Here is a 21,473-nt window from a genome sequence, read left to right on the forward strand (position 1 = left end):
TTAGGTCATCAGTTCGGGGCGCATGCCGCTGGTCCCGGTCGTGCCAAGTCGGGTGTGCCCGAGAATTCGAGCCTCCCTCCAGTGGGGGAGAGGATCCCCTCAGGATGGGAGGCGTCATGGCGCCCAAGGCGACGATCTTGGTGGTATGAGAGTTCACGGCAGCCCTCGTTGGGCGTACGGCACGTTCGCCTGGCTGATCTTTTTCGTCGTGTCCCACGTGGTAGCGGTGTTCCTCCCCGGTGACGATCCGACCGGCGACGGACCTTGGGGCCTGAGGGCGTACGTAATCTTCAACATCACTCTCATCCTCATGTCGGCCGTCGGGGCGGCTGTCGTGCTAGCCACCGTCCGGCCATGGGGACGACGGGTCCCTCGGTGGGTGCTCCTCACGTCGCTGTGGTTCGGCAGCGCGCTACTCGTCGTCCGAGGGGTTCCCGGGATGGTCGAAAACCTGCTGATGGCTACAGGCATCCGCCGAGGCGGCTTTGTGGGGGCGGAAGACATCTCCACGGCTGAGCTCTGGGCCGGCCTTGGGATCAACACCTACTTCTTCATTGGCGCGGTGCTGCTCGCCGTGACCACGGTCTCCTACTTCCGCCGATCACGGGGAGACAGCCACGGCTGATTGCCGCACCTCCCACAGCCAGGTCATCCTCAACTGCCGTCGACCGCGAGCCGTAGAGTGCGGCGATGATTCCTGCTGCGGTCCGTCTGTCGTCCGTCCTGGCCAGACCCGTGCGTATCCCGGTATGGGTGGCGGTGGTCCTGGTTGCCGCTGTCGTGGTGACCGGAACGGTGATGTGGCAGACCGTCGGAGATCGTGGTCGGCCGGCGATTGTGCGGGGTGTGGTGACTGCGATCAACATGGACGGCACGGCGATCGGGTTCTCGGCCGACAACGGTCACCGCGAGGGCGAGGGCCTGGTGTTGCTGGGGGAGGTGCCATGGACGGACGCCTCCGGCGCCGACCATCAGGGCAGTCGCCCGACCTGCCTGGCTGCTGACTCGTACGGGCAGCGGGTGGAACTCGGCATCATCGACCTACACGGAACCGGCGGGTGGCCGACCAAAGCCGTGGTGTGGGTGCACTGCCTGAGCTAATCAGTGAGTCTGCGGCGACTACATGCTTGGCGGATGCGCATTTAGCACATGCACGACAGCTGGCCTTGGTCGCTGAGTCGTCCTGGTTACGGTCGGTGGCACCTGAGCGCCGTGGGCGCACTCACAAGTAGCCGATGAGAGTGCTGTTCAACGAAGGTCGGGGAGGCGGTCGCCACCCGTCACAGGGCTCCGTGTTGGCGATGAGGCCGGCCACGCAACGTCGTCAATCGCCAGCCATGGTGCGACGGCCACGGCCGTGGGCGTAAGCCCGGCGAACGCCTTGACCTCGCGGTGGAGGTGGGACTGGTCGACGTAGCCGCAATCAGTGGCAACGCTGGCGACGGCGCGGCCCGCCGCGAGAAGGTGGGCAGCGTGGTCGAACCGCACCAGTCGGGCGGCGCGTTTGGGTGTGATGCCGAGATGGGACCGGAAGCGGGACCACAGGCGCTTGCGGCTCCAGCCGACCTCGTCCGCCAGGCCGTCGACCCGTACCCGCCCTCGGCTGGTGAGCGTCCGCTGCCAGGTGTAGGCGACCTCAGGATCGACCGGTGGGCGGGCACCCAGCCGTCGGCCGAGGATTTCCTGCGCGATCGTGAACCGTTCGTCCCACGACGTGGCGGCGCGTAGCCTGTCCTCGGCTCGCCCGGCGTCGCGGCCCCAGACATCTTCGAGGGATACGATCATCCCGCTGAGCTCGGCCGATGCGCCGAGCACCGCAGCCGCCGCGATCGGCTCCAGCCGGATCTGGAGGCACTCGCCGACCCCCCCGGCCAGTTGCTCGAAGATCGCCGGGGAGGAGCCCGACGACGACACTGCCGCGCTCGTGCCGGCCCTGGGTGTCGTAGACGAGGCCGTCTCCCTCGCTCAGGTCGACGAGCAGGGTGACGGATGGGTGCGCGACCATGGCGATGTCCACGAGTGCGGGGATACGTTGGCGGAACCCGGCCATGCTGATCCCCGGCAGCCGACCTGACGGGCGCGGGACTGCGACTTCCACCGACGCCCAGTCGGGTGGTGTCCCGGTCGGCAGCACGTGGCCAGTCTATGCGTGAGGGATCACGGGCGGGGTGTCAGCGGCTGTTGCCGTGAAGCCCAGCAGCAGTTTGCTGGTCGTCTCGGGCGCCTCGAGCATGGGTATGTGCCCGACGCCGGGCAGCAGTTCGACCCGGGCGGTCGGCAGCGCGTCGTACTGGTGCGCCGAGGACGGCTCCCAGCGGGGGTCGGCAGCGCCGAAGATTACCAGTACGGGGACATCGAGGGCGGCCAGACGCTCGGGCACGCTCCGCTCGGTGATGTACGCGGTGTTCCGGCGCAGCACCGTCCTCATCGCGCGGTACGTGATGGCCCGTAGGTCGGCGACCAGGTCGCTCGGGATGTCCACCGGGCGAGCGCATGTCGCGCTTATCCCCCTGCGGATCATCGCGTCCGAACGCCTCCACCAGAGCAGCGGGCCGAGAGGCGGGGCCAGCAGGACTCGAAGGAGGACCGGCTGTGGAAGGAGCGCATCGGGACTCGGGCCGGTGCTGACCAGCGCGAGCGACCTCACCAGGTCGGGGCGCTGTTCGGCAAGCGCAGTGGCGAGGTAGCCGCCGCTGGAGTGCCCGACGACTGTGACCGGACGAAGGTCGAGGTCGTCGAGCAGCGCCGCCACCCGGTCCGCCTGTGCGGGCACGTCGTATGACAGCGCGGGCGGGGACTGGCCGCAGCCCGGGAGGTCGACCCGGATGACGTGATGGTGGGCGGCCAGTGCGTGCACCACGGGGCTCCAGGAGGCGCCCGAGGCCCCCGATCCGTGGATGAGCAACAGCGGCGGCGCCTGCTGCGGGCCGTCGTGGACCACGTGCATCCCATGCGGGTGCTCAACGTCGTACTCACTCATGCGGGGGATGATGCATGGGCTGCCGACCATCAGTCTTGGACAAATGTCGTCGTGGAATGGGCCGGGGCCGACCCTGAGCCGAACGCGAACTAGTGCGAGGCGCTACGGCCCAGCTGCCGGCCCACGCAAGCCACCGCCGTCGTCATCTGCCGCGTTCCGTGCGGCACGCGGCGTGTCGGCGGCGCTGGCTGCTCGCCGTTCCGAACAGCGATGAGCGTGCGTTTGAGGCGAGTAGCAGTCAGCCCTTGCCAGATGGTGGTGTGTCGCGTCAGCGTGGCATGGCGCGGGCCAGAGCGTCGGCAAGTTCCCGCAGACGGACCGGGTCGCCCAGCGCGCCGATTCCGCCGGTGCCTACCGAGACATCCCGTGGGTCCAGCGTGGCAGGTGCGTGCAGCGAGGGCACAGTGCTGCCGGCGCGATCGACAAGAACGAGTGCGGTGGCGAGGAAGCCCTCCAGCAGAGACCTCAGAATCGCGTGGCTGGAGGACAGGTATTGCTTGACCAAGGCGTCAACGAAGCCGACAAAGACGTCCAGATCAACTTCGTACTCGTCGGCGTCCATCGCACCGATCCCGCTTGGCGTGGCCACCAGCGGGGCGACTGCCTCACTGGTACGGACGAAGAGCTCCGCCACGCGGTTGGAGGGGTTCCACAGGACCAGGTCGCCAACCTGGAAGTACTGACTCACCGAAGCATGATCACTGACCGGTGCCGGTCAGCCAAGCCGTCGAGTACGAGGCTGGCGGTAGCGCCCGGCTGGGGCAGGCGGTCGTGGATCATGGAGAGGAGTACCTGTTCCGGCGCGAAGCCGGCGCTGACCCGACCGTTCGTCTCTTTTACCCCAATAGGTCCGACTGATCGACCTCAACGGTGGATATCGAACGAACCCACCCTCTCGACGAGCCAGGTCACGTCGGCGCCGCTCGGAACCTCGACCGGCTCGGACCCTCGGCAGAAGATTCGCGCGCCCGCGGCCACGCCATCGAGCCGCATGGCACCGTCGCGTACCCGCAGCCAGGTGCCCTCGCGCATGGCGAGCACCGGGACGTCGTTCTCCTCGAGGAACTGCGTGAGCCGTTCCTCCCGGGTCTCGCCCTGGTGTGTCGAGGCCGGATCCGGGTCGAGGTAGTGGGGGTTGATCTGGAAGGGCACGAGGCCGAAGGTCTCGAACGACGGCGGCTGGACGATGGGCATGTCGTTCGTCGTACGCAGGCTCGGCGTCGCGGCGTTGGTGCCGGCGCTCGACCCGAGGTAGGGCATTCCCTCGGATACTCGGGCGCGCACGATGTCGATCAGGCCGAGCTCGTGGATGGCCTTGACGAGGCGGAAGGTGTTGCCGCCGCCGACGAAGACGGCCTCGGCGCCGGCGACCAGGTCGCGCGGCGTGCCTTCGTGTGCTCCGCGGACGGTGATGCCGAGCGGCTCCATGGCACCACGGACCGTCTTGGTGTAGGCGTCGTGGTCCGCCAGTGCGAACGGGACGAACACGATGGAGCGCAGGCCGTCGAGTGTCTCGAGGATCGCCTCGCGCGCGTGCTCGAGGTAGGCCCGGCCCGGGGCCGTCGAGTTGGACAGGAGCAGGAGGTTCTGGTGGCCCTGGGGCATGGGTGTCTCCTCGCGGTGGTCGGTCTGGCTCAATGGGGTGGCGCTCAGTGGGCTCGGGTCGGCTTGGTCTGCCGGGCTACGGCGGCCGAGTTCGCCCGGTTGTCGAGCAGGGCGGACAGTTGCTCCGCCGCGGCCTGCAGTGCGGGCAGGTGGTCCCGGATGTCGTCGGAACGCGCCGGATACTTGCTCTCGCCGAGGCTGAGCGAGCCGACGGGCCGCCCTCTGAGCACGATGGGAACGGCGAGCGCCCGGGTGGCGTAGTCGTATTCGCCCTCGGAGTAGGCGTACCCCTGCGCGACGGCCTCGACGAAGAGCCGTTCGAGCTCATGCTCGTCGACCCTTGTCAGCTCGGTGAATGTCGCGAAGACCCGCCCGGAGATGAGGGCGCGCCGCTCGTTGCCGTCAAGGAAGGCGAAGTAGCCGCGGGAGGTGGCCCCGGCGTTGGCCGGGTACAGCTCGCCGACGAGCGGATGACTGCGCAGCGGTCCGCCGCCGTCGACGGCCGCGACGCACCGGACGTGAAGCCCGTCCGGGACGGCGAAGAGGGCCGTGCGGTCGGTCTGGAAGGCGAGGGGCTCCAGCACCCGCTGCGCCAGGGCGGCCAGGCCTCCCGTGCGCTCCCAGACGGCGGCCATCCGCCACATCGTTGGGCCGAGGCTGTAGCGCCGGGACACCGGGTCGGCGCTGAGGAAGCCGCGGGCGGCGAGCGCGGCGAGGATCCGCTGCGCGGTCGACTTGTCGATGGCGAAGGCCTCGGCAAGCTCCATGACGCCCCAGTCGCGGCGCCGCTCGGTGAACGACAGCAGGACCTCCAGGGCGCGGTCCACGGTCTGGAGCGGCGAGCGAGGGCGAGCGCCCGTGTCTGACATGGGTCCTCCGGGATGGGCGGGACGGGTGAGAACCTACCGCACCCGAAGTCGATCAGGGATGCCCTCTCAAATACAGAGAAAGTATTGCTGAGGGATGACGGGCGAGCGAATCCTGGGCGCCGAGACCAGGTCAGACCCAACGAAGCGCAGATTGGAGGTGGCCGTGAACCACGTGGTGCGACGAGTCCTCGCGATGATCCCGGCACTCTTCGGCGTCGTGCTGTGCATCTTCCTGCTCACCCGCGTCCTGCCCGGTGACCCGGCCCGGACTCTCGCTGGGGAGCAGGCTGACCCGGCGACCGTCGACAAGATCCGTGCCGAGATGGGCCTCGACCAGCCACTGGTCGCTCAGTTCGTCTCCTACGTGCGCGGCCTCTTCGCCGGAGACTTCGGATTCGCGTGGCACACCGGCCAGCCCGTCCTCACGGACTTCGCCTCCCGGCTGCCGGCGACGGTCGAACTCGCCATCGTGGCGATCTTCATCGCGCTGCTCCTGGGGGTCCCCATCGGTGTCATCAGCGCGACGCGCCGCGACCGACCTGTCGACCACGCCAGCCGCATCTTCTCGCTGATCGGGGCGTCGATGCCGCTCTTCTGGCTCGCCCTCATCGTGATCTTCGTCTTCTACAACAGGCTCGGGTGGGAGCCGGCCCCGCTGGGCCGCATCGCCCAGGACGTGAATCCCCCGACGTCGATCACGGGCCTCTACGTCCTCGACTCGCTCCTGACCGGTGACATGGTCGCGCTGAAGTCGTCGCTGGCCCACATCATCTGGCCGGCCCTGTGCCTCGCCACCGGCAGCACGGCGATCATCGCCCGGATGACCCGGTCCGAGATGCTCGAGGTGATCAACCAGGACTACGTACGCACCGCGCGCTCCAAGGGCCTGCCGCCGGCCAAGGTCATCCTCAAGCACGCGCTGAAGAACGCTGCCCCCGTCGTCGTGACGGTGGTCGGCCTCCAGTTCGGCCAACTCCTCGGCGGCGCGGTCATCACCGAGACCGTCTTCAGCTGGCCAGGCATCGGCTTCTACGTCGTCCAGTCCGTGCTCGCCACCGACTATGCCCCGGTCCAGGCCTTCACGCTGCTCGCCGCAGCCATCTACCTGACGGTCAACCTCTGCGTCGATCTGCTCAACGCCCGACTGGACCCGAGGATCGAGAATGCCTGACACCACTGTGTCCGCCGCTGCGAGCGGCCTACGGGCCGGGTCGCCCGACCCGGCGGGGTCGAGGCCTACGACAGCCTGGCGGCTCCTGGTCCGCAACCGCCTGGCGATGGTCGGTCTCGTCTTCATCGCGATCTGGACCATCGGCGCTCTCGTGGCCGGCCTGCTGCCGTACTCGCCCACCGCCACCGGAGCCGGCGGGCTCCTCGAACCGCCCTCCGCCGCACACCTGTTCGGCACGGACAACTTCGGCCGCGACATCCTCGCCCGGGTCCTCGCCGGCGGGCGGATCTCTCTCTGGACCGGGCTCATCGCCGTCGGGATCTCGCTGCTCATCGGTGTCCCGATCGGCGCCATCTCCGGCTTCCTCGGCGGCGTGGTGGGCGCGGTGCTCATGCGGGTGATGGATGTGCTCCTCGCCTTCCCGTCGCTCGTACTGGCCATGGCGATCGCCGCCGCCCTCGGCCCGGGCCTGGCCAGCGCGATGATCGCCGTGGGCGTCGTCGGCATCCCCGAGTTCGCCCGCATCGTCTACAGCCAGACCCGCTCGCTCCGGGAGCGTGACTTCGTCGAGGCGGGGCGCGCCATCGGCCTGCGTGATCGGACGATCCTCACCCGCCACATCGTCCCGAACACGGTTGCCCCGATCCTCGTCCGGGCGACTCTCGGCATGGGCTACGCGATCCTCACGGCCGCCTCGCTCAGCTTCATCGGCCTCGGCGCGCAGCCGCCGACGCCGGAGTGGGGCGTCATGATCTCGGACGGCCGTGGCTACATCATCAGCGGCGAGTGGTGGATGACCATCTTCCCCGGCCTCGCCATCGCCACCTCGATTCTCGGCTTCAACCTCATCGGCGACGGCCTTCGCGACGTCCTCGACCCGCGCCTGCGGACGAGCCGATGACTCGCTTCGGGTCTGCCATGGACGCCAGCCCGCCCACCCCCTGCATCGCATCCCCCAAGCCAAAGGAGAACAGCGTGAAGCGCAAGGCCACCCTGGCCGCCGCGGTCGCCGTCATCTTCACCGCAGCCGGCTGCGGAGCCAACGCCAACCAGGGCGGCTCCTCGCGTGACGGTGCGGCCGCCAAGGACACCCTCGTTGCCGCCTACTCCGAGGGCGGCAAGACCCTCAACCCCGCCGAGGCCAACGACGTCACCTCCGACACGTTCGTCGTGGCCGCCTACGACCAGCTCGTCACGTACGACCGCACGACGACGAACGGCAAGCCGACCGCCAAGACGGACAAGATCGTGCCGATGCTCGCCGAGTCGTGGAAGGTCAGCGACGACGCGAAGAGCTACACCTTCACCCTGCGGCAGGGCGTGAAGTTCGAGGACGGCTCGGCCCTCGACTCCGACGACGTCGTCAAGTCGTTCGACTTCATCAAGAAGTCCAAGTCGGCGAGCTTCCTCTACGGCATGGCCGGCATCGGCACGGTGACCGCGACCGACCCGCGCACCGTGAAGATCGACCTCACCGCGCCGAACCACCTCTTCCTCCAGATCCTGCCGATGTACTCCTTCTCGATCATCAACATCGACAAGGTCAACGCCGAGGGTGGCGCCGCCTGGCTCGACACCCACACCGCGGGCTCCGGCCCTTACCGGGTTACGAAGTGGGACCCGGCGACCGAGGCCGTGCTCGAGCGCAACGACACGTACTGGGGCGAGAAGCCGGCCCTGCGCAAGGTCAACACGAAGTTCATCGGCGAGGCGAGCAACCGCGTCCAGCTCCTCACCAAGGGCGAGGTCGACCTCGCGCTCGAGGTGCCGGCGAAGGACGTCGACACCCTGTCGAAGCAGTCCGGCGTCGTCATCGACTCCCGCGCCAGCAACAAGATCCTCTTCTTCGGGATGAACAACGCCATCAAGCCGTTCGACAACCCGAAGGTCCGCCAGGCCGTGTCGTACGCGATCCCGTACGACAAGCTCATCAGCGACGTCATGAAGGGCCAGGCGTCGCCGATGCGCTCGTCCGTGGCCAGCTCGACCCCGGGCTTCACCGACGCCGGCTACGTCTACTCCCACGACCTCGACAAGGCCAAGGCGCTCCTCGCGGAGGCCGGCTACCCCAACGGCTTCAGCTTCGACTTCACCCTCGGCAGCGGCTTCGACGACTGGTCGGACGACGCCGTGCTCATCCAGGCCGAGCTGGCGAAGATCGGCGTGACGATGAACATCCACAAGATGGCGCGTCCGCAGTTCCTCGAGGCGCTCGCGACGAAGAAGGTGCAGAGCTACATCAGCCGCTGGACCTCGTTCGTCAACGACCCGGGCTACCACCTCGGCCTCCTGCTGACCAGCGACGGCACGAGCAACTACGTCAACTTCAACAACCCCGAGGTCGACAAGCTCTGGAAGCAGGCCTCGACCGAGCCCGACCAGAACGTCCGCAACGACCTGTACGGCAAGGCGCAGGAGATCATCAACACCCAGGCGCCGTGGGCGTACCTCTACGAATACAACATCGTCGTCGCGGAGCGCGCGGGCGTGCAGGGGTACACCTCGTACCCCGACGGAATCATCCGCTTCTTCCAGTTGAGCAACAAGGGCTGACGACGAGCAGGGGAGGCGGGCTGCTGGGCCCGCTGCCATCCAGCCGCGCCCAGCGGCCGCCTCCCCGCGCACCATCACGAATCCGACGCCCCCTACGCGAACACGACACTTGGAGCCTGACGTGACCCCGACATCCTCCGACTGGGAGACCCGAGTCCTCGACGAGATCGAGCGCACCCGGGACGAACTGCTGACGCTCGCCGGAGACCTCATCCGGATCCCGAGCGAGAACCCCCCGGGGGACTGCACGGACGTCGGCAACTTCATCGCCGACCACCTCCGCGCCCAGGGCCTCGACCCCGAGGTCCACGACGCGGGCGACGGTCGCCTCAGCATCGTCGTCCACCGTGCCGCGAGCAACGCCGCGGTGGACGGCGACCCCACCACGGCGCGCCACCTCGTGCTCGCCGGTCACACCGACGTCGTCCCCGTCGGTGACCTCAGCCGCTGGACGTTCCCACCCTTCGCGGGTGACGTCGTCGACGGCTATCTCCGCGGTCGCGGGGCGAGCGACATGAAGGCCGGTCTCGCCGGCGTCATCCACACGCTCGTCGTCCTCCACCGCCTCGGTGTCCCGCTGGCCGGGAGGCTGTCGCTCGCGGCGGTCCCCGACGAGGAGCAGGGCGGCTCGCGCGGCGCGGACTGGCTCCTCGACCAGGGGGTCCTCGACGGCGCGACCGGCGCGATCATCGCCGAGCCCGCCGAACGGACGCACCCGACGATCGGCCAGAAGGGCAGCAACTGGTTCCGCATGACGATCGACGGCAAGCCGGGGCACGGCAGTCTCCAGCCGCTGCACGGCGTCAGCGCGAACCTCCTCGCGGCCCGGGCCGTGATCGCCCTGCAGCAGCTCTGGGACATGAAGCCATCCGCGCCCGAGGACGTGCTCGACCTCATCGAGAGCTCGAAGACGTTCGCCGAGGAGCGCGAGGGCTACGCTCCCGGCATCGGTGCCGTCTTCGAGCACGTCACCGTCAACATCGGCACGATTCGCGGCGGCACGTCCTCCAACGTCGTGGCCGACCGGTGCGTCGTCGAGGTCGACACCCGGGTGCCGATCGGGTTGTCGCGCGCCGAGGTCCTCGCCCGGGTCAACGAGCTGCTCGCCGAGGCGGGCATCGAGGCGACGATCGAGCCGATCGGCTTCTGCAGCGAACCGAACTGGACGCTGCCCAGCGACCCCATCGTCACCGAGCTCGTCGCTGCCCTGCGCGAGCTGACCGGAGACCCCACCACCGAGGGCGTGCTCCAGTGGGCCTCCTCCGACGCCCGCACCTTCCGCAGCCACGGCATCCCCGTGCTCCAGTACGGACCGGCCGAGCTGGCCACCATCCACGGCTTCGACGAGAAGGCACCGGTCGCCGACGTCGTCCTCGCCGCGAAGACCTATGCCCTGACCACCCTCCGGTACCTCGGCGTCGCCGAGACCGCTGTCGAAAGCGAATGATCGTGCTGTCCCACGTCCTCACGGCCCTCGACCTCCTCGACCGTCCCGACGCATCGGGTGACCTCATCGCCGCGCATCTGCGTACCCTCGGCGACGACGCCTGCTCGATCACCGTCGAAACGGTGACGGGCGAGCGGGGCTCGACCGACTTCATCCGCGTCACCGTCCCGGGCAGCCGCGGCAAGACCGCCGGCGGCGACGCCCCGACGCTCGGTGTCGTCGGGCGCCTCGGCGGCATCGGCGCCCGGCCGGAACTCATCGGCTACGTGTCCGACGGCGACGGCGCGACCGCCGCCGTCGCCGCGGCCGCCAAGCTCCTCGCGATGCACGCCCGCGGCGATGTCCTGCCCGGCGACGTCGTCATCTCGACGCACATCTGCCCCGACGCGCCGACCCGTCCACACGACCCCGTGCCCTTCATGGACTCGCCCGTCGACATCACCGCGATGAACGAGCACGAGGTCACCGCCGAGATGGACGCCGTGCTGTCCATCGACACCACCAAGGGCAACCGCCTCATCAACCACCGCGGCGTCGCCATCTCCCCGACGGTCCGCGCCGGCTACATCCTCCCGGCGAGCGCCGACCTCATCGGCGTCCTCGAGACCGTGTCGGGTGAGCCCGCCGTCGTGTTCCCGCTGTCGACGCAGGACATCACGCCGTACGGCAACGGCCTCTACCACCTCAACTCCATCCTCCAGCCCGCCGTCGCGACGGCCGCGCCCGTCGTCGGCGTCGCCATCACCACGGTGACGCCCGTGGCCGGCTGCGCGACCGGCGCGAGCCACGAGGTGGACATCGCACTGGCCGCCCGCTTCGCCGTCGAGGTCGCCAAGGGCTTCACCGCGGGCGCGGTGTCCTTCCACGACGACGCCCAGGCGGCGCTCCTCGAGAGCCTCTACGGCCCGGCCACCCATCTGCAGACGAGCGGACAGGTCCCCGCGCACGCCTGAGCGGGCGCGCGAGACCGAGCCCAGCGGCATACGGAACCAAGGAGCACGGACATGGATGAGACTCTGCTGTCGATCGAGAACCTCTCGATCCGCATCGACACGTCCCGCGGCCCGATCCATCCGGTCCGGGGCCTCGACCTGACCATCGCGCGCGGCGAGATGGTCGGGCTGGTCGGCGAGTCGGGCTCGGGCAAGAGCGTCACCGCCATGTCGATCACGGGATTGCTGCCGGCGCGGCAGGCGCACATCACCGGCGGGCACATCCGCTTCGACGGGCGCGACCTCGCCGCACTGTCGGACCGGAAGATGCGCGAGATCCGCGGCAAGGACATCGCGACGATCTTCCAGGAGCCGATGACCGCGCTCAACCCGGTCTTCACGATCCGCGACCAGCTCACCGAGCCGTTGCGCCAGCACCTGCGCCTCAGCCGACGACAAGCGGCCGACCGAGCGGGCCAACTGCTCGACATGGTGGGGATCCGCAACACCGCACGCGTCCTCGCGGGCTACCCGCACGAGCTGTCCGGCGGGATGCGCCAGCGCGTCATGATCGCCATGGCCATGGCGTGCGAGCCGAAACTGCTCATCGCCGACGAGCCGACCACGGCGCTCGACGTGACGACCCAGCTGCAGATCCTCGACCTCATCATGGACCTGCAGGAGCAGCACGGGACGGCGGTCCTGCTCATCACGCACGACCTCGGTGTCGTCGCCCAAACCTGCCAGCGGGTCGCCGTGATGTACGGCGGTGAGCTGCAGGAGACGGCGCCGACGGAGCAGCTCTTCGCCGCGCCGCGGGCCGACTACACGAAACGGCTGCTCAGCTTCATCCCCTCCGCCAACGAGCACGTCATCGAGGCGGTCGAGGCGCTCGCCGAGGAAAGCCTGGCGCACGACGGCTCCGGGCCGGTTCAGGTCGAGGCACCCACGGACGCTCCCGCCGAGGCACCCGACGACAACGCGCCGGTGCTGCTCGAGGTCACCGACCTGACGAAGGTCTTCACCGGGCGACGCCGCCGTCTGGGACGTCCCGCCGCCACCATCACTGCGGTCGACGGCGTGTCCTTCCGGGTCCGCCGTGGCCGCACCCTCGCCATCGTGGGCGAGTCCGGCTCGGGCAAGTCGACAACCGGCCGGGCCCTGCTGCGCCTGCACGAGCCGACGTCAGGGACGGTGACCTTCAACGGGGCAGACCTCCTCGCGGCCAGTGACGACGAGTTGCGCCGCCTCCGCTCCCAGATGCAGATCGTCTTCCAGGACACGTACGCCTCACTCGACCCGCGGTGGACCATCCATCGGGCTCTCGCCGAGCCGCTGCGGCTGCACACGGACCTCGACGACGCGGCGATCCGCGCCCGCATCGTCGAGGTGCTCGAGACGGTCGGCCTAGGGGAGGAACACATCGACCGGTTCCCGCACGAGTTCTCCGGGGGCCAGCGCCAGCGGATCGGCATCGCGCGGGCCCTCATCCTCAACCCGAGCCTCGTCGTGTGCGACGAGCCCGTATCGGCACTCGACGTGTCGGTGCAGGCCCAGGTGCTCGACCTCATGAAACAACTGCAGCGAGACCTCGGGCTCACCTACGTCTTCATCTCGCACGACCTGTCCGTCGTCGAGATGATGGCCGACGAGATCGTCGTCATGAGCCAGGGCCGCGTCGTCGAGCAGGGCACCGTCGAGCAGATCTTCACGGCGCCGCAACACCCCTACACCAAGGCCCTCCTCGCCGCGATCCCGATCGCGGACCCCAACGCCCGGGTCGACCGGGCCGTGCGACGCCGCATCGTCGAGCGTGGCGTCGCGGCCGCGGACCTGCCCGAGAAGGCGGTGGCGTGATGCACGCGCCGGATGTGGGCGGGGCGAATTACGTGAGGCCGAGGCTCGGTCTCGTCACGATCGGCCAGGCACCCCGCACCGACCTCATCCCCGACGTCGAGGCCGCCCTCAACGGCGTCGACTGGGTCGAACACGGCGCGCTGGACCTCCTCGACGCGGACGGCATCGTCCGGCTCGAACCACGCACCGGCGAGCGCACCCTCGTCTCCCGGCTACGGGACGGTTCGCGCGTCCGGCTCGGCGCGACGAGCATCGCCCCAGCACTCGACGACGCCATCCGACGGTGCGTAGCCGATCGGTGCCGGGCCGTCCTCGTGCTGTGCACCGGCCGCGTCGAGCACGGCCCGGCGTCCGTGCCGGTCCTCCACGCGGAGGACCTTGCCCACGAGCTCATGGGGCGGCTCGTCGGCGAGGGTCGCCTGGGCGTGCTGTGCCCCGTGCCAGAGCAGCTGACGGACATCCGGCAACGGTGGGAAGGGCGCCTGGGCCGCCCGGTCATCGCGGCGGCCGTAGACCCCTATACGGCTGGACTCGACGAGGTAGCGGCCGCCGGACGACGGGTCGCCGCGGGCGGAGCCGACGTGGTCTTTCTCGACTGCATCGGCTACACCAGCGAGCAGCGGGAAGTGCTTGCCGCCACGGGCATCCGAGCCGAGACCGCCCGCCACCTCGCGGTGACCGGCGCGGTGGAGCTCCTGTGTTCCGCCTCGCACGCCGCCCATGAACGTTCACCGGGTTGGTGACCCGACAAGGTCAACCCAGACCACCTCATGACCCGCAGGATCGACAATTGCCGGCATCGGCATCGGCCGCCGAGCTGGCCACGAGGAGCGCCGGATGCAGGCGCATCGGCTATGCGACCAGCTTCAGCGCGAAGTAACAGTGGGTCTCCGTGGCTCGCACCCTCTCGAACCCGTTCTTCTCCAACACTCGCTGGGAGGCGATGTTCTCCAGGTCGGTGTCGGCGTTGACCGTGGTGACCCCGCTGTGTGCGTGGCAGACCTCGATCAGTCCGGCCACCGCTGCGGTGCCGTAGCCGTTACCCCAGGCCGACTCGACCATCCCGTAACCGATGGTCACTTCGCCAGACTCCGATGGCGGACCGTAGAAGCCGGCGGATCCGACGACCTGACCGCTGCTTCGCGGCACGATCAGATACACCCCGAACGGGCCTGGGTCCACCGTCGCTGCGACCAGGCGCGCGCACGGGCCTGAGTCCTCCACGCGCGGGAACCCCTCAGCCCAGTTGTCCTGCCCGCCCGGCTTCCCGGCTGCTACGCGCGAGGCATCGTGCCTGGTCAGCGGGCGCAGGTCGATGGCCTTGATCTTCAATTTCTCCATAGGTCGCCAATCCCACCAGATCTTCAGGTCGGCAGACAACGCACTTTTTACCGGGAAGGCTTCCTTGCAGCCTGGCCATCACCGCGACCGAGCGGGCACGTCACCTCCACAGATCTTGACAATTGCTCCGGTAGCCGGCCACTGAGCCGAGCGGGCATCCTGAACTTGAGCGCAACGTCGTGGTCGGCGCTGGCGTTCCGCCGACCGTGCCGACGGACGGGTAATCACGCTGACCTTTGGCACGGTCCGTGTCTGCTGGCGCAGGCACGCCGGTCAGGCGTCAACCCTCGGTGCCGAGGCGAACAAGGGCGGCACCGGATCGGCTGCCTGGATCGCGGCAACGACCTGCGTCAGTTGCTGGTAGTCGCCGCCGGCCGCCCTGATCAGGGTGTCCGCATCGGCGTGGTTGCCGAGGTAACACTCGGCGATGGCGCGCAGGAGAAACGCGACGCTGCGCAGGTCTGGCGGGTCAACACCCGGCCGAATGTCGAGAAGCAGCGACCGCGCATGCTCCGGCTGCTGGTTGAGCAGGTGAGCCAGGCTCATCGCGACACGGGCGGACAACGCGTGCGGCTGCACGTGGAAGGCGAGTTGGGCCAGTTCCGAGATCTCCAACACCTCTTGGTGTTCGACCGGTGAGCCGTTCACCACTGCGGCGTACAGGTACCACAACCCGAACTGGACGGTAAGCACCTGCGCGATTGCGGCGGCGGCCATGGGGTCGGTGCTGTCGGCGCGAGCCAGGGCCGCGAGCCGCTCGGCGTCGGCGATGAGGTCCGCCGCCGAGTGGGCGTGTCCCATGCTCCAGCGCTGTTGGAAGGCAGCGAGCGCGAGTCGCGGGTCGTTGCCGTCGCGAACGGGATCTCCGAGACGATGGTCGCCAACCTCCTCTCGGGCGATCGTCCGCAACGTCCTGCTCACCTCCTCCTGGTAGTAGCCCGCCTGTAGCGCGGCGCGGGTGGCTGTTGGCGCGAAGAGCCAGCGAAGCAGGTTGCGTCCGTCGCTGCGGGGCGATGCCCCGGGAATGAGATTGGCCACCCCGAGCAGCGCCGCAACAAGCGCTGCGCCGAGCAGTGCGGCGCGGGTCAACGGCGTGCTCGTCGACGCCGTCGCGGTACCGAGCACCGTCGCGGTGCACAGGTTCGTCATCGGGCCGCCGAGGTAGAACAGCACCATCCGCAGCGGCAACGCGGTCGTCGACGGCGTCGGCCGTACCCACACTTCGCTCCGCCACCCGGTAAAGGGTGCGATACGGACCGCGATGACCGGCAGGCGCAGCAGCTTCGCCATGACGAGGTGCCCGCACTCGTGCAGGACGAGGTGCACCCACAACGACACGCAGGTGACGCCGGCGGCGGCGATCGCGCCCGTCACGGACTCGGTGACGAGTAGCGCGAACGCCACCGCCTCCAACAGCAAGAGGATGGATGCGGCGACCAGCCGTCGGCGGGGGGAGGTCACCGGGAGATAGTACGGCCGGACAAAGTAGAGGCTCAGGTGCTTACCGTACGCACGCCGCACACCGCGACGCCGATCCACGTTCGCGATGCCCGCCCCAGCTTCGCCGTCCTCTTCTGCCGCCGTCCGGGCGTTTCAGTGGGGAAACGTGCGGGGGATACGTGCGCTGAGGAGCTCGTCGCGGAACGCTTGGATGCGCGTGATGACCTGTCGCCTGCCGATGGTGTTCTCGATACGGTCGAGGTACAGGCATCGGGCGGCGAGTTTGTCGAGGTCGACGGTGAAGTAGATCGCCATCAGCGGGTTGACGAACAGGTCGCCTCCACCGGTGCGCCGCGTAAACCGGACATCTCCGAACGCGCCGCTGGTGGCGGCGGCGATCTGCCCTTGGACGATGCTCGGCCGGTCCGGGGTGGCGGCCTGGGCGTCGGCGACAGCCTCGCGGTACAGCGCCGCCTCCCGGCTGGAACCGGGGATGGACAGGGCGCCGAGGTAGCCGCCGTCGCGGTCGAGTGCGGCGAGGTTCTCCAGCACCTGGACGTGGTTGACGCCGTCGTAGGCGTCGATGCCGAAACCGAGACTGGTCACCAGCTTGACCGGCACGTCCAGCGCGGCCACGGCGGCCAGACTGGTGATGTCCTCCACCGGGGTGCCGAGATCGCTTTCGTCGCCGCGCAGCAGGACATCGGTGCCGCCATCGACCAGCACCACCGCATCGATGTTGAGTTGCCCGACCAGGTACCGGTATGCCGCCCGTAACGGCTGGACGCCGAGCGGCGGAAAGGCGTACACGGTCGACGGTAGCTCCTGAGCCGCCAGCCACCGGGCGAGTGTCCGTTCGGGGAAGTACCAGTCCGGGCTGGTCGTGTCCGGCTGCACCGCCGCGACGTGCTCCGCTACCCACGCGTCTCGGTCGATCAACTCGAGCTGGGAGAAGGACAGGCTGGCCAGGTGCACCTGCGCGCCGCCGCGCCACAGGGTGAGCGCCAAGGGCAGGCCGGCGTACACGTCGAATCCCCCGCCCGCTCCGGCGATGAGGATGCTCCGCGCCGGAGCCAGGGCGGCAAACAGCGGCGGAACGGCCAACGAGTACGCATCGGGGTCGGCCGGCAGCGCGGCAGGGTTCATCACGCGCTCCATGATCAATGACGCCTGTGCCCTCTGGGGAAGCCGTGAGTACGAAACCGGTGATGACGTCGGGTTGGGTGAGGCGGCTGCGGATCATGGGCAGGAGCACCTGGCCTGGCACGAGTTCACCGGCGTTCATGTTTTGCAGGACCTGGATCGCGGGCGGAGTGTTCGCTCGAGACTCGGCCTTGAAAGATGTCGACCGGGCTCGTGGAGGCGACGCCGAGACGGGCGGCGATGGCGCCGGCGATGGTCTTCCGGTCGGACCCAGGTGGTCCGAGAACGGTCAGGTGTCGGCGTACGAGTTCGGGTGCCCAGACGGGTACGGCTGAACATACCCAACGGCAGGAACTCGTCCGGCGGGTGTTGGTGACGTTTGCGTAGTCTCCCCAGGGGTGGTGACGACGGTTCTCGGTGGAAGGGTGAGCAGTGGCGCGTACCTGGCTGTCCGTACGGGTCGAGTTGGTCTCCGGCCGCGGTGTCGACCTGTGGCCCCGCCCGGGCAGGGTCTTCGCGGCGAGCCGGTCGCATACCTTCGCCCAGCTTGCTGACGCGATCGACCTGGCGTTCGCCCGCTGGGACCTGGCCCACATGCACATGTTCACGCTGGCCGACCAAACCCAGATCACGCCGCTTGAGCTGTGGGACGGCGAGGCACCCGAGGGCAGCATCGACAGCGACCAGACCAAGCTGAGTCGCCTGGGTGGCGGCGAGCAGTTCGCGTACGTGTTCGACTTCGGTGACGACTGGGCGCACCTGTGCACGATCGCCGAGTCCCGCATCGACCCGCTCGAGACGCTCGGCGTCCTGCCGGCCGAGCCGATGCCGTACTTCGGCTGGGGCGACCTGCCCGATCAGTACGGCCGGCGATGGGATGGCGACGACGGCGAAGCGCCGCCGCCGAAGCCGCCGCGACGACCGCTCGCCGAGCTTCCGCCGCTGCTGCCCTGGTGGGGGCCGCGCCAACGCGGACAGTGACGGCCCTGAAGCCATCGGACAACGCACCTGAGCATGTTCACGCGTATTTACCTGGGCATGCCAACCCGTACGCCGACACCAGGCGCATCGGTGCAGCTTATCGCCGTAGGGGCTAACGGTGAGGATGTCGGGGCACCACCGTGGGAGGCGCGTGCCCGTAGCAACGAGAACGTCACCCCTTTGTCGAGGAGCCGCGAACCGTGACCGGTGCAAGGATCGCGGTGAATCTGCGCGCTTCCATCGGTGTCGCGGGAACCGAGCGTAGCTGGTTGACGTGGTCGCCCGGGTGACCGAGGGCAGCCGCATCGATCGCGTCGGCGAGTGGGCCTCTGCATGTCACGGCGCAACCTACCTATGTACTCCGCCGGTGTGCCGACAGGGCGGTGTCGTCAGGCCGTCATGGCGGCTTGGCGGTGACTGGGCGAGCGGACGGGGCCGGAACGATCGCCTCGCGTGACGGCTGCGGCCACGATGCGGTCAGCGCCACGATGCGAGGCAGTGGCAGGGCGCCGCCCACCGTGGTCGACCGGTGCCGTCTACTCCTCGGCCGCCCCACGTTGCGTTCAGGTCGAGGGTGGTGGCTCGGATGGCGGCGGGGCAAGCGCGGTGAGCAGGCCGGGGGCGGCAAGCCGCTGATAGATGCTGGCGAGGGCGGCAGGTCCAGGCCGGAAGTCCTGGTCGACCCACCAGGTGAGCATGCCGAGGGCTGCGGAGGTGTAGAACGCGGCTGCGATGTCGACCGGGAGGTCGCTGTCGGCGGCCTCGATGTGCGGGCGCAGATGGTCGCGGAGCAGGTCGCTGACGAGCCGGTGCAGGTGGCGCTGCACGACGGTGCCGCCGCGCCGGCCGCACAGCGCCCGGTAGAGGTCCCGGTGGCGGTATGCGTGGGCGAAGATCACGCCGGTCGGGCTGGTCGGATGGGGTGGCACGCCGGGGCTGAGGGCGTCGAGGTCGCGCTTCAGGTCGGTGCGCAGGTCGTCGAAGCCGGCCAGCAGCAGGTCGTCTTTGTCGCGGTAGTGGGTGTAGAAGGTGGAGCGTCCCACGTCGGCGCGGTCGAGGATGTCCTGCACCGTGATTCGGTCGTAGCCCTTCTCGGGGATCAGGGCGACGAGCGCCTCACGAAGAAGGCGCTGGCTGCGCCGGACCCGGCGGTCCTGTCCCGGCATCTCGCCTCCCGCTTTCCGAACAATTGCCGGCGGATGTCCGGTAACGGATCGTGGCGCCGTTCTGGTCGTTGAACCGGCTCTCCGCCCGTGAACATACTCGGACATCGTGTTCGACATCGTACGAGTGTCCGACCATGGCCGGCAGCTCTGGCCACGTCAGCGGTAGGGAGACGTCTGATGTACCTGCCCCCGCGATCTCGTCATCTGTTGCTGGCCGCCCACATCATCGTCACGGTGGGTGCGCTGGGCGCCGACGCGGCGCTCCTGGCGCTGGGTGTGTCCGGCCTGCGTGACACCGATCCACGCGCGGTATACCCGGCGGCGTACCTACTGGGCCGGTGGCTGGTCGCGCCGTTGGCGGCCGGCAGCGTGCTGAGCGGCCTCGCACTGGCGGCCGCCGGGCCGTGGCGGCCACTGCGGCACGGCTGGCTCACCGTCAAGCTTGCGCTCGCGGCGGTACTCGCCGCAGCCGCCCTGGCTCTGCTCGTACCCCGGCTCGGGCACGCAGCCGCCGCAGCTGCGGTCGGGCCATCGCCGCTGAGCATGCCCCGCAGCGACCGGGTCGTGGCGGTGGCGGCGCCGGCGACGGCACTGCTGTTCCTCGGGATCAACGTGGTCCTCGGGGTCTTCAAACCGGGCCGGCGGCGGCCCGGTCAGGCGCCAACTTCGGAGGTGGCACATGCAGCCGATCGCCAACGTTGATCAGGCCAAGGCGTGGAACGGGCCTGAAGGCAGGCACTGGGCCGACCACGCCGCCCAGTGGGACACGGTCAGCGCCGAACTCAACGTGATTTAGCGAGGAATCCCGGTCCTTCAGGGTCGGGAGGAATCGCGTCACGAGCCTGGGCGTTTCTGGTTTTCGATGTATTCGCGGATGACGGTGAGGGGTGCCCCGCCGCAGGATCCAGCGAAGTACGAGGGTGACCACAGGTGGCCGTGTGTGATGTGCTGGTTGATCTGGTCGGTGAATTCCTGCCGCAGGTAGTGCGTGGAGACGCCTTTGAGTCGGTTGACCAGGGTTGAGATCGGTAGTTTCGGCGGGTAGTGGACGAGCAGGTGAACGTGGTCGTCTTCGCCGTTGAACTCCCGCAACTGCGCGCCGAGTTTGTCGCACACGTCAGCCATGATCTGCCTACATCGGGTGAGCATGGCGTCGTTGAGCACGTCCCGCCGGTACTTCGTGACGAAGACAAGATGAACGTGCAGGTGGTGAACGACGCTCCGGCCACGCCGAACGTCTGGGTCTGGAGTCCACCGTGGTGACATAGACACGATGGTACACTGTGGACATGAAGATGGTCGTGCAGGTTCGGCTGTACCCGGACGCCGCCCAGGAGGCGGCGCTTCGGGCGACGCTTGACCTGTGCAACGAGGCCGCGAACCTCGCCTCAACTGAGGCATTCCAGCGGCGGATCTACGCGAAGCAGGCACTCCAGCGACTTACCTACGGGCGGTTGAAGGCGATGGGGTTGTCGGCCCAGCCGGCGATCCATGTCGCCCGTAAGGTTGCCGGCGCGTACGCCACCCTGAAGTCCACCATCCGTGCCGGGAATCTCGGCAAGCCCGGGTCGAAGCGTCGCCGGAAGGCTGAGGGGAAGCCGATCGGGTTCCGTCGGGACGCCGCGCAGTCGTTCGACGACCGCTGCCTGTCCTGGCAGATCCGCTCCCGCACGGTCTCCATCTGGACCACCGCGGGCCGGCAGGCCGGCATCCGATTCGGCTGCTCTGAGCAGCAGTACGCGACCCTGGTGGCGCACCGGCGGGGTGAGTCCGACCTGGTGCACCGTGACGGCAAGTGGTTCCTGTACGCCACGTGCGACATCCCTGATATGGAGGTGAAGGAGCCTGACGGGTTCCTCGGTGTGGACCTGGGCATCGCGAACATCGCCACCACCAACGACGGGACCCGGCACAGCGGCAAGGGTTTGAACCGGGTGCGGCATCGCAGCCAGCGACTACGAGCCAAACTCCAGCGCATCGGCACCAAA

Annotated in this window: 22 protein-coding genes; 12 read left to right on the plus strand and 10 right to left on the minus strand. The window is 68.8% G+C overall.

Features of this window, described 5'->3' with window-relative positions:
- Positions 1-208: 208 nt before the first annotated feature.
- On the plus strand, positions 209-625 hold the full coding sequence (locus tag ACY34I_RS36985; protein ID WP_462759803.1) for a DUF3995 domain-containing protein: 417 nt from the start codon (positions 209-211) through the stop codon (positions 623-625).
- Between the two features lie 221 nt (positions 626-846).
- Positions 847-1,101 carry a hypothetical protein gene (locus tag ACY34I_RS36990; RefSeq protein ID WP_462759804.1) on the plus strand — a complete coding sequence of 85 codons (255 nt, stop codon included), beginning with the start codon at positions 847-849 and terminating at the stop codon, positions 1,099-1,101.
- A gap of 147 nt (positions 1,102-1,248) precedes the next feature.
- On the opposite strand, the gene ACY34I_RS36995 is transcribed toward ACY34I_RS36990, so the two are convergent.
- The 5 genes from ACY34I_RS36995 to ACY34I_RS37015 form a co-directional block, all read right to left on the minus strand.
- Positions 1,249-1,914 carry a helix-turn-helix domain-containing protein gene (locus ACY34I_RS36995; protein ID WP_462759805.1) on the minus strand — a complete coding sequence of 222 codons (666 nt, stop codon included), beginning with the start codon at positions 1,912-1,914 and terminating at the stop codon, positions 1,249-1,251.
- Between the two features lie 229 nt (positions 1,915-2,143).
- The gene (locus ACY34I_RS37000; protein ID WP_187413895.1) at positions 2,144-2,980 is read right to left on the minus strand and encodes an alpha/beta fold hydrolase; all 837 of its coding nucleotides are present in this window, start codon (positions 2,978-2,980) and stop codon (positions 2,144-2,146) included.
- A gap of 268 nt (positions 2,981-3,248) precedes the next feature.
- Complete coding sequence (locus tag ACY34I_RS37005) at positions 3,249-3,668, minus strand: DUF6086 family protein (protein WP_462759806.1); 420 nt, start codon at positions 3,666-3,668, stop codon at positions 3,249-3,251.
- A 176-nt stretch (positions 3,669-3,844) separates the two neighbouring features.
- On the minus strand, positions 3,845-4,585 hold the full coding sequence (pepE, locus tag ACY34I_RS37010; protein WP_462759808.1) for a dipeptidase PepE: 741 nt from the start codon (positions 4,583-4,585) through the stop codon (positions 3,845-3,847).
- A 44-nt stretch (positions 4,586-4,629) separates the two neighbouring features.
- Entirely contained in the window at positions 4,630-5,454 is an 825-nt protein-coding gene (locus ACY34I_RS37015) for an IclR family transcriptional regulator (protein WP_462759809.1), read from the minus strand.
- Between the two features lie 163 nt (positions 5,455-5,617).
- On the opposite strand from ACY34I_RS37015, the gene ACY34I_RS37020 reads away from it, so the two are divergent.
- The 7 genes from ACY34I_RS37020 (at position 5,618) to ACY34I_RS37050 (ending at position 14,157) form a co-directional block, all read left to right on the plus strand.
- Positions 5,618-6,625, plus strand: a complete 1,008-nt coding sequence (locus ACY34I_RS37020; RefSeq protein ID WP_462759810.1) for an ABC transporter permease — start codon at positions 5,618-5,620, stop codon at positions 6,623-6,625.
- A complete protein-coding gene (locus ACY34I_RS37025; protein WP_462759812.1) occupies positions 6,618-7,526 on the plus strand; it encodes an ABC transporter permease in 909 nt (302 codons plus the stop codon). Before ACY34I_RS37020 ends, ACY34I_RS37025 begins: the two co-directional genes overlap by 8 nt.
- Positions 7,527-7,600: 74 nt before the next feature.
- A complete protein-coding gene (locus ACY34I_RS37030) occupies positions 7,601-9,178 on the plus strand; it encodes an ABC transporter substrate-binding protein (protein WP_462759813.1) in 1,578 nt (525 codons plus the stop codon).
- A 121-nt stretch (positions 9,179-9,299) separates the two neighbouring features.
- Positions 9,300-10,625, plus strand: coding sequence for a M20 family metallopeptidase (locus ACY34I_RS37035; RefSeq protein ID WP_462759814.1), 1,326 nt, complete (start codon positions 9,300-9,302; stop codon positions 10,623-10,625).
- Positions 10,622-11,578: a DUF1177 domain-containing protein gene (locus ACY34I_RS37040; protein WP_462759815.1), complete on the plus strand. Its 957-nt coding sequence runs from the start codon at positions 10,622-10,624 to the stop codon at positions 11,576-11,578. The genes ACY34I_RS37035 and ACY34I_RS37040 overlap by 4 nt, the downstream gene beginning before the upstream one ends.
- Positions 11,579-11,629: 51 nt before the next feature.
- Positions 11,630-13,414, plus strand: coding sequence for an ABC transporter ATP-binding protein (locus ACY34I_RS37045; RefSeq protein WP_462759816.1), 1,785 nt, complete (start codon positions 11,630-11,632; stop codon positions 13,412-13,414).
- Positions 13,414-14,157, plus strand: coding sequence for an AroM family protein (locus ACY34I_RS37050; RefSeq protein ID WP_462759826.1), 744 nt, complete (start codon positions 13,414-13,416; stop codon positions 14,155-14,157). The genes ACY34I_RS37045 and ACY34I_RS37050 overlap by 1 nt, the downstream gene beginning before the upstream one ends.
- 109 nt (positions 14,158-14,266) lie before the next feature.
- On the opposite strand, the gene ACY34I_RS37055 is transcribed toward ACY34I_RS37050, so the two are convergent.
- The 3 genes from ACY34I_RS37055 to ACY34I_RS37065 all read right to left on the minus strand — a co-directional run bounded on the left by ACY34I_RS37055 (position 14,267) and on the right by ACY34I_RS37065 (position 17,341).
- The gene (locus ACY34I_RS37055; protein ID WP_462759827.1) at positions 14,267-14,755 is read right to left on the minus strand and encodes a GNAT family N-acetyltransferase; all 489 of its coding nucleotides are present in this window, start codon (positions 14,753-14,755) and stop codon (positions 14,267-14,269) included.
- A 273-nt stretch (positions 14,756-15,028) separates the two neighbouring features.
- Positions 15,029-16,216 (minus strand): hypothetical protein, encoded by a 1,188-nt coding sequence (locus ACY34I_RS37060; protein ID WP_462759817.1) that lies wholly within the window; start codon positions 16,214-16,216, stop codon positions 15,029-15,031.
- Between the two features lie 132 nt (positions 16,217-16,348).
- A complete protein-coding gene (locus tag ACY34I_RS37065; protein WP_462759818.1) occupies positions 16,349-17,341 on the minus strand; it encodes a DUF1152 domain-containing protein in 993 nt (330 codons plus the stop codon).
- A 429-nt stretch (positions 17,342-17,770) separates the two neighbouring features.
- Here ACY34I_RS37065 and ACY34I_RS37070 point away from each other — a divergent pair, with 429 nt between their 5' ends.
- Positions 17,771-18,319 (plus strand): IS1096 element passenger TnpR family protein, encoded by a 549-nt coding sequence (locus ACY34I_RS37070; protein WP_462759819.1) that lies wholly within the window; start codon positions 17,771-17,773, stop codon positions 18,317-18,319.
- A gap of 563 nt (positions 18,320-18,882) precedes the next feature.
- On the opposite strand, the gene ACY34I_RS37075 is transcribed toward ACY34I_RS37070, so the two are convergent.
- Entirely contained in the window at positions 18,883-19,485 is a 603-nt protein-coding gene (locus tag ACY34I_RS37075; protein ID WP_462759820.1) for a TetR/AcrR family transcriptional regulator, read from the minus strand.
- A 177-nt stretch (positions 19,486-19,662) separates the two neighbouring features.
- Between ACY34I_RS37075 and ACY34I_RS37080 the strand changes: the two genes are divergently transcribed.
- Positions 19,663-20,187, plus strand: coding sequence for a hypothetical protein (locus ACY34I_RS37080; RefSeq protein WP_462759821.1), 525 nt, complete (start codon positions 19,663-19,665; stop codon positions 20,185-20,187).
- Positions 20,188-20,319: 132 nt separating this feature from the next.
- Here the strand turns inward: ACY34I_RS37080 and tnpA are convergent, their stop codons facing one another.
- A complete protein-coding gene (gene tnpA / locus ACY34I_RS37085; protein WP_462759823.1) occupies positions 20,320-20,751 on the minus strand; it encodes an IS200/IS605 family transposase in 432 nt (143 codons plus the stop codon).
- A gap of 23 nt (positions 20,752-20,774) precedes the next feature.
- Between tnpA and ACY34I_RS37090 the strand changes: the two genes are divergently transcribed.
- A partial coding sequence (locus tag ACY34I_RS37090) for a nuclease/transposase family protein (RefSeq protein ID WP_462759824.1) occupies positions 20,775-21,473 on the plus strand: 699 nt, incomplete at its 3' end.

Source organism: Micromonospora sp. RTBAU3-60 (assembly GCF_054963695.1).

Bases quoted from the DNA above. Each gene is read 5' to 3' on its own strand.
- ACY34I_RS37025 (WP_462759812.1), top strand. From the start codon at position 6,618: ATGCCTGACACCACTGTGTCCGCCGCTGCGAGCGGCCTACGGGCCGGG.
- pepE (WP_462759808.1), bottom strand. From the start codon at position 4,585: ATGCCCCAGGGCCACCAGAACCTCCTGCTCCTGTCCAACTCGACGGCC.
- ACY34I_RS37000 (WP_187413895.1), bottom strand. From the start codon at position 2,980: ATGAGTGAGTACGACGTTGAGCACCCGCATGGGATGCACGTGGTCCAC.
- ACY34I_RS37080 (WP_462759821.1), top strand. From the start codon at position 19,663: ATGTACCTGCCCCCGCGATCTCGTCATCTGTTGCTGGCCGCCCACATC.
- ACY34I_RS37075 (WP_462759820.1), bottom strand. From the start codon at position 19,485: ATGCCGGGACAGGACCGCCGGGTCCGGCGCAGCCAGCGCCTTCTTCGT.
- ACY34I_RS37065 (WP_462759818.1), bottom strand. From the start codon at position 17,341: ATGAACCCTGCCGCGCTGCCGGCCGACCCCGATGCGTACTCGTTGGCC.
- ACY34I_RS37015 (WP_462759809.1), bottom strand. From the start codon at position 5,454: ATGTCAGACACGGGCGCTCGCCCTCGCTCGCCGCTCCAGACCGTGGAC.
- ACY34I_RS37040 (WP_462759815.1), top strand. From the start codon at position 10,622: ATGATCGTGCTGTCCCACGTCCTCACGGCCCTCGACCTCCTCGACCGT.
- ACY34I_RS37045 (WP_462759816.1), top strand. From the start codon at position 11,630: ATGGATGAGACTCTGCTGTCGATCGAGAACCTCTCGATCCGCATCGAC.
- tnpA (WP_462759823.1), bottom strand. From the start codon at position 20,751: ATGTCACCACGGTGGACTCCAGACCCAGACGTTCGGCGTGGCCGGAGC.
- ACY34I_RS37055 (WP_462759827.1), bottom strand. From the start codon at position 14,755: ATGGAGAAATTGAAGATCAAGGCCATCGACCTGCGCCCGCTGACCAGG.
- ACY34I_RS37050 (WP_462759826.1), top strand. From the start codon at position 13,414: ATGCACGCGCCGGATGTGGGCGGGGCGAATTACGTGAGGCCGAGGCTC.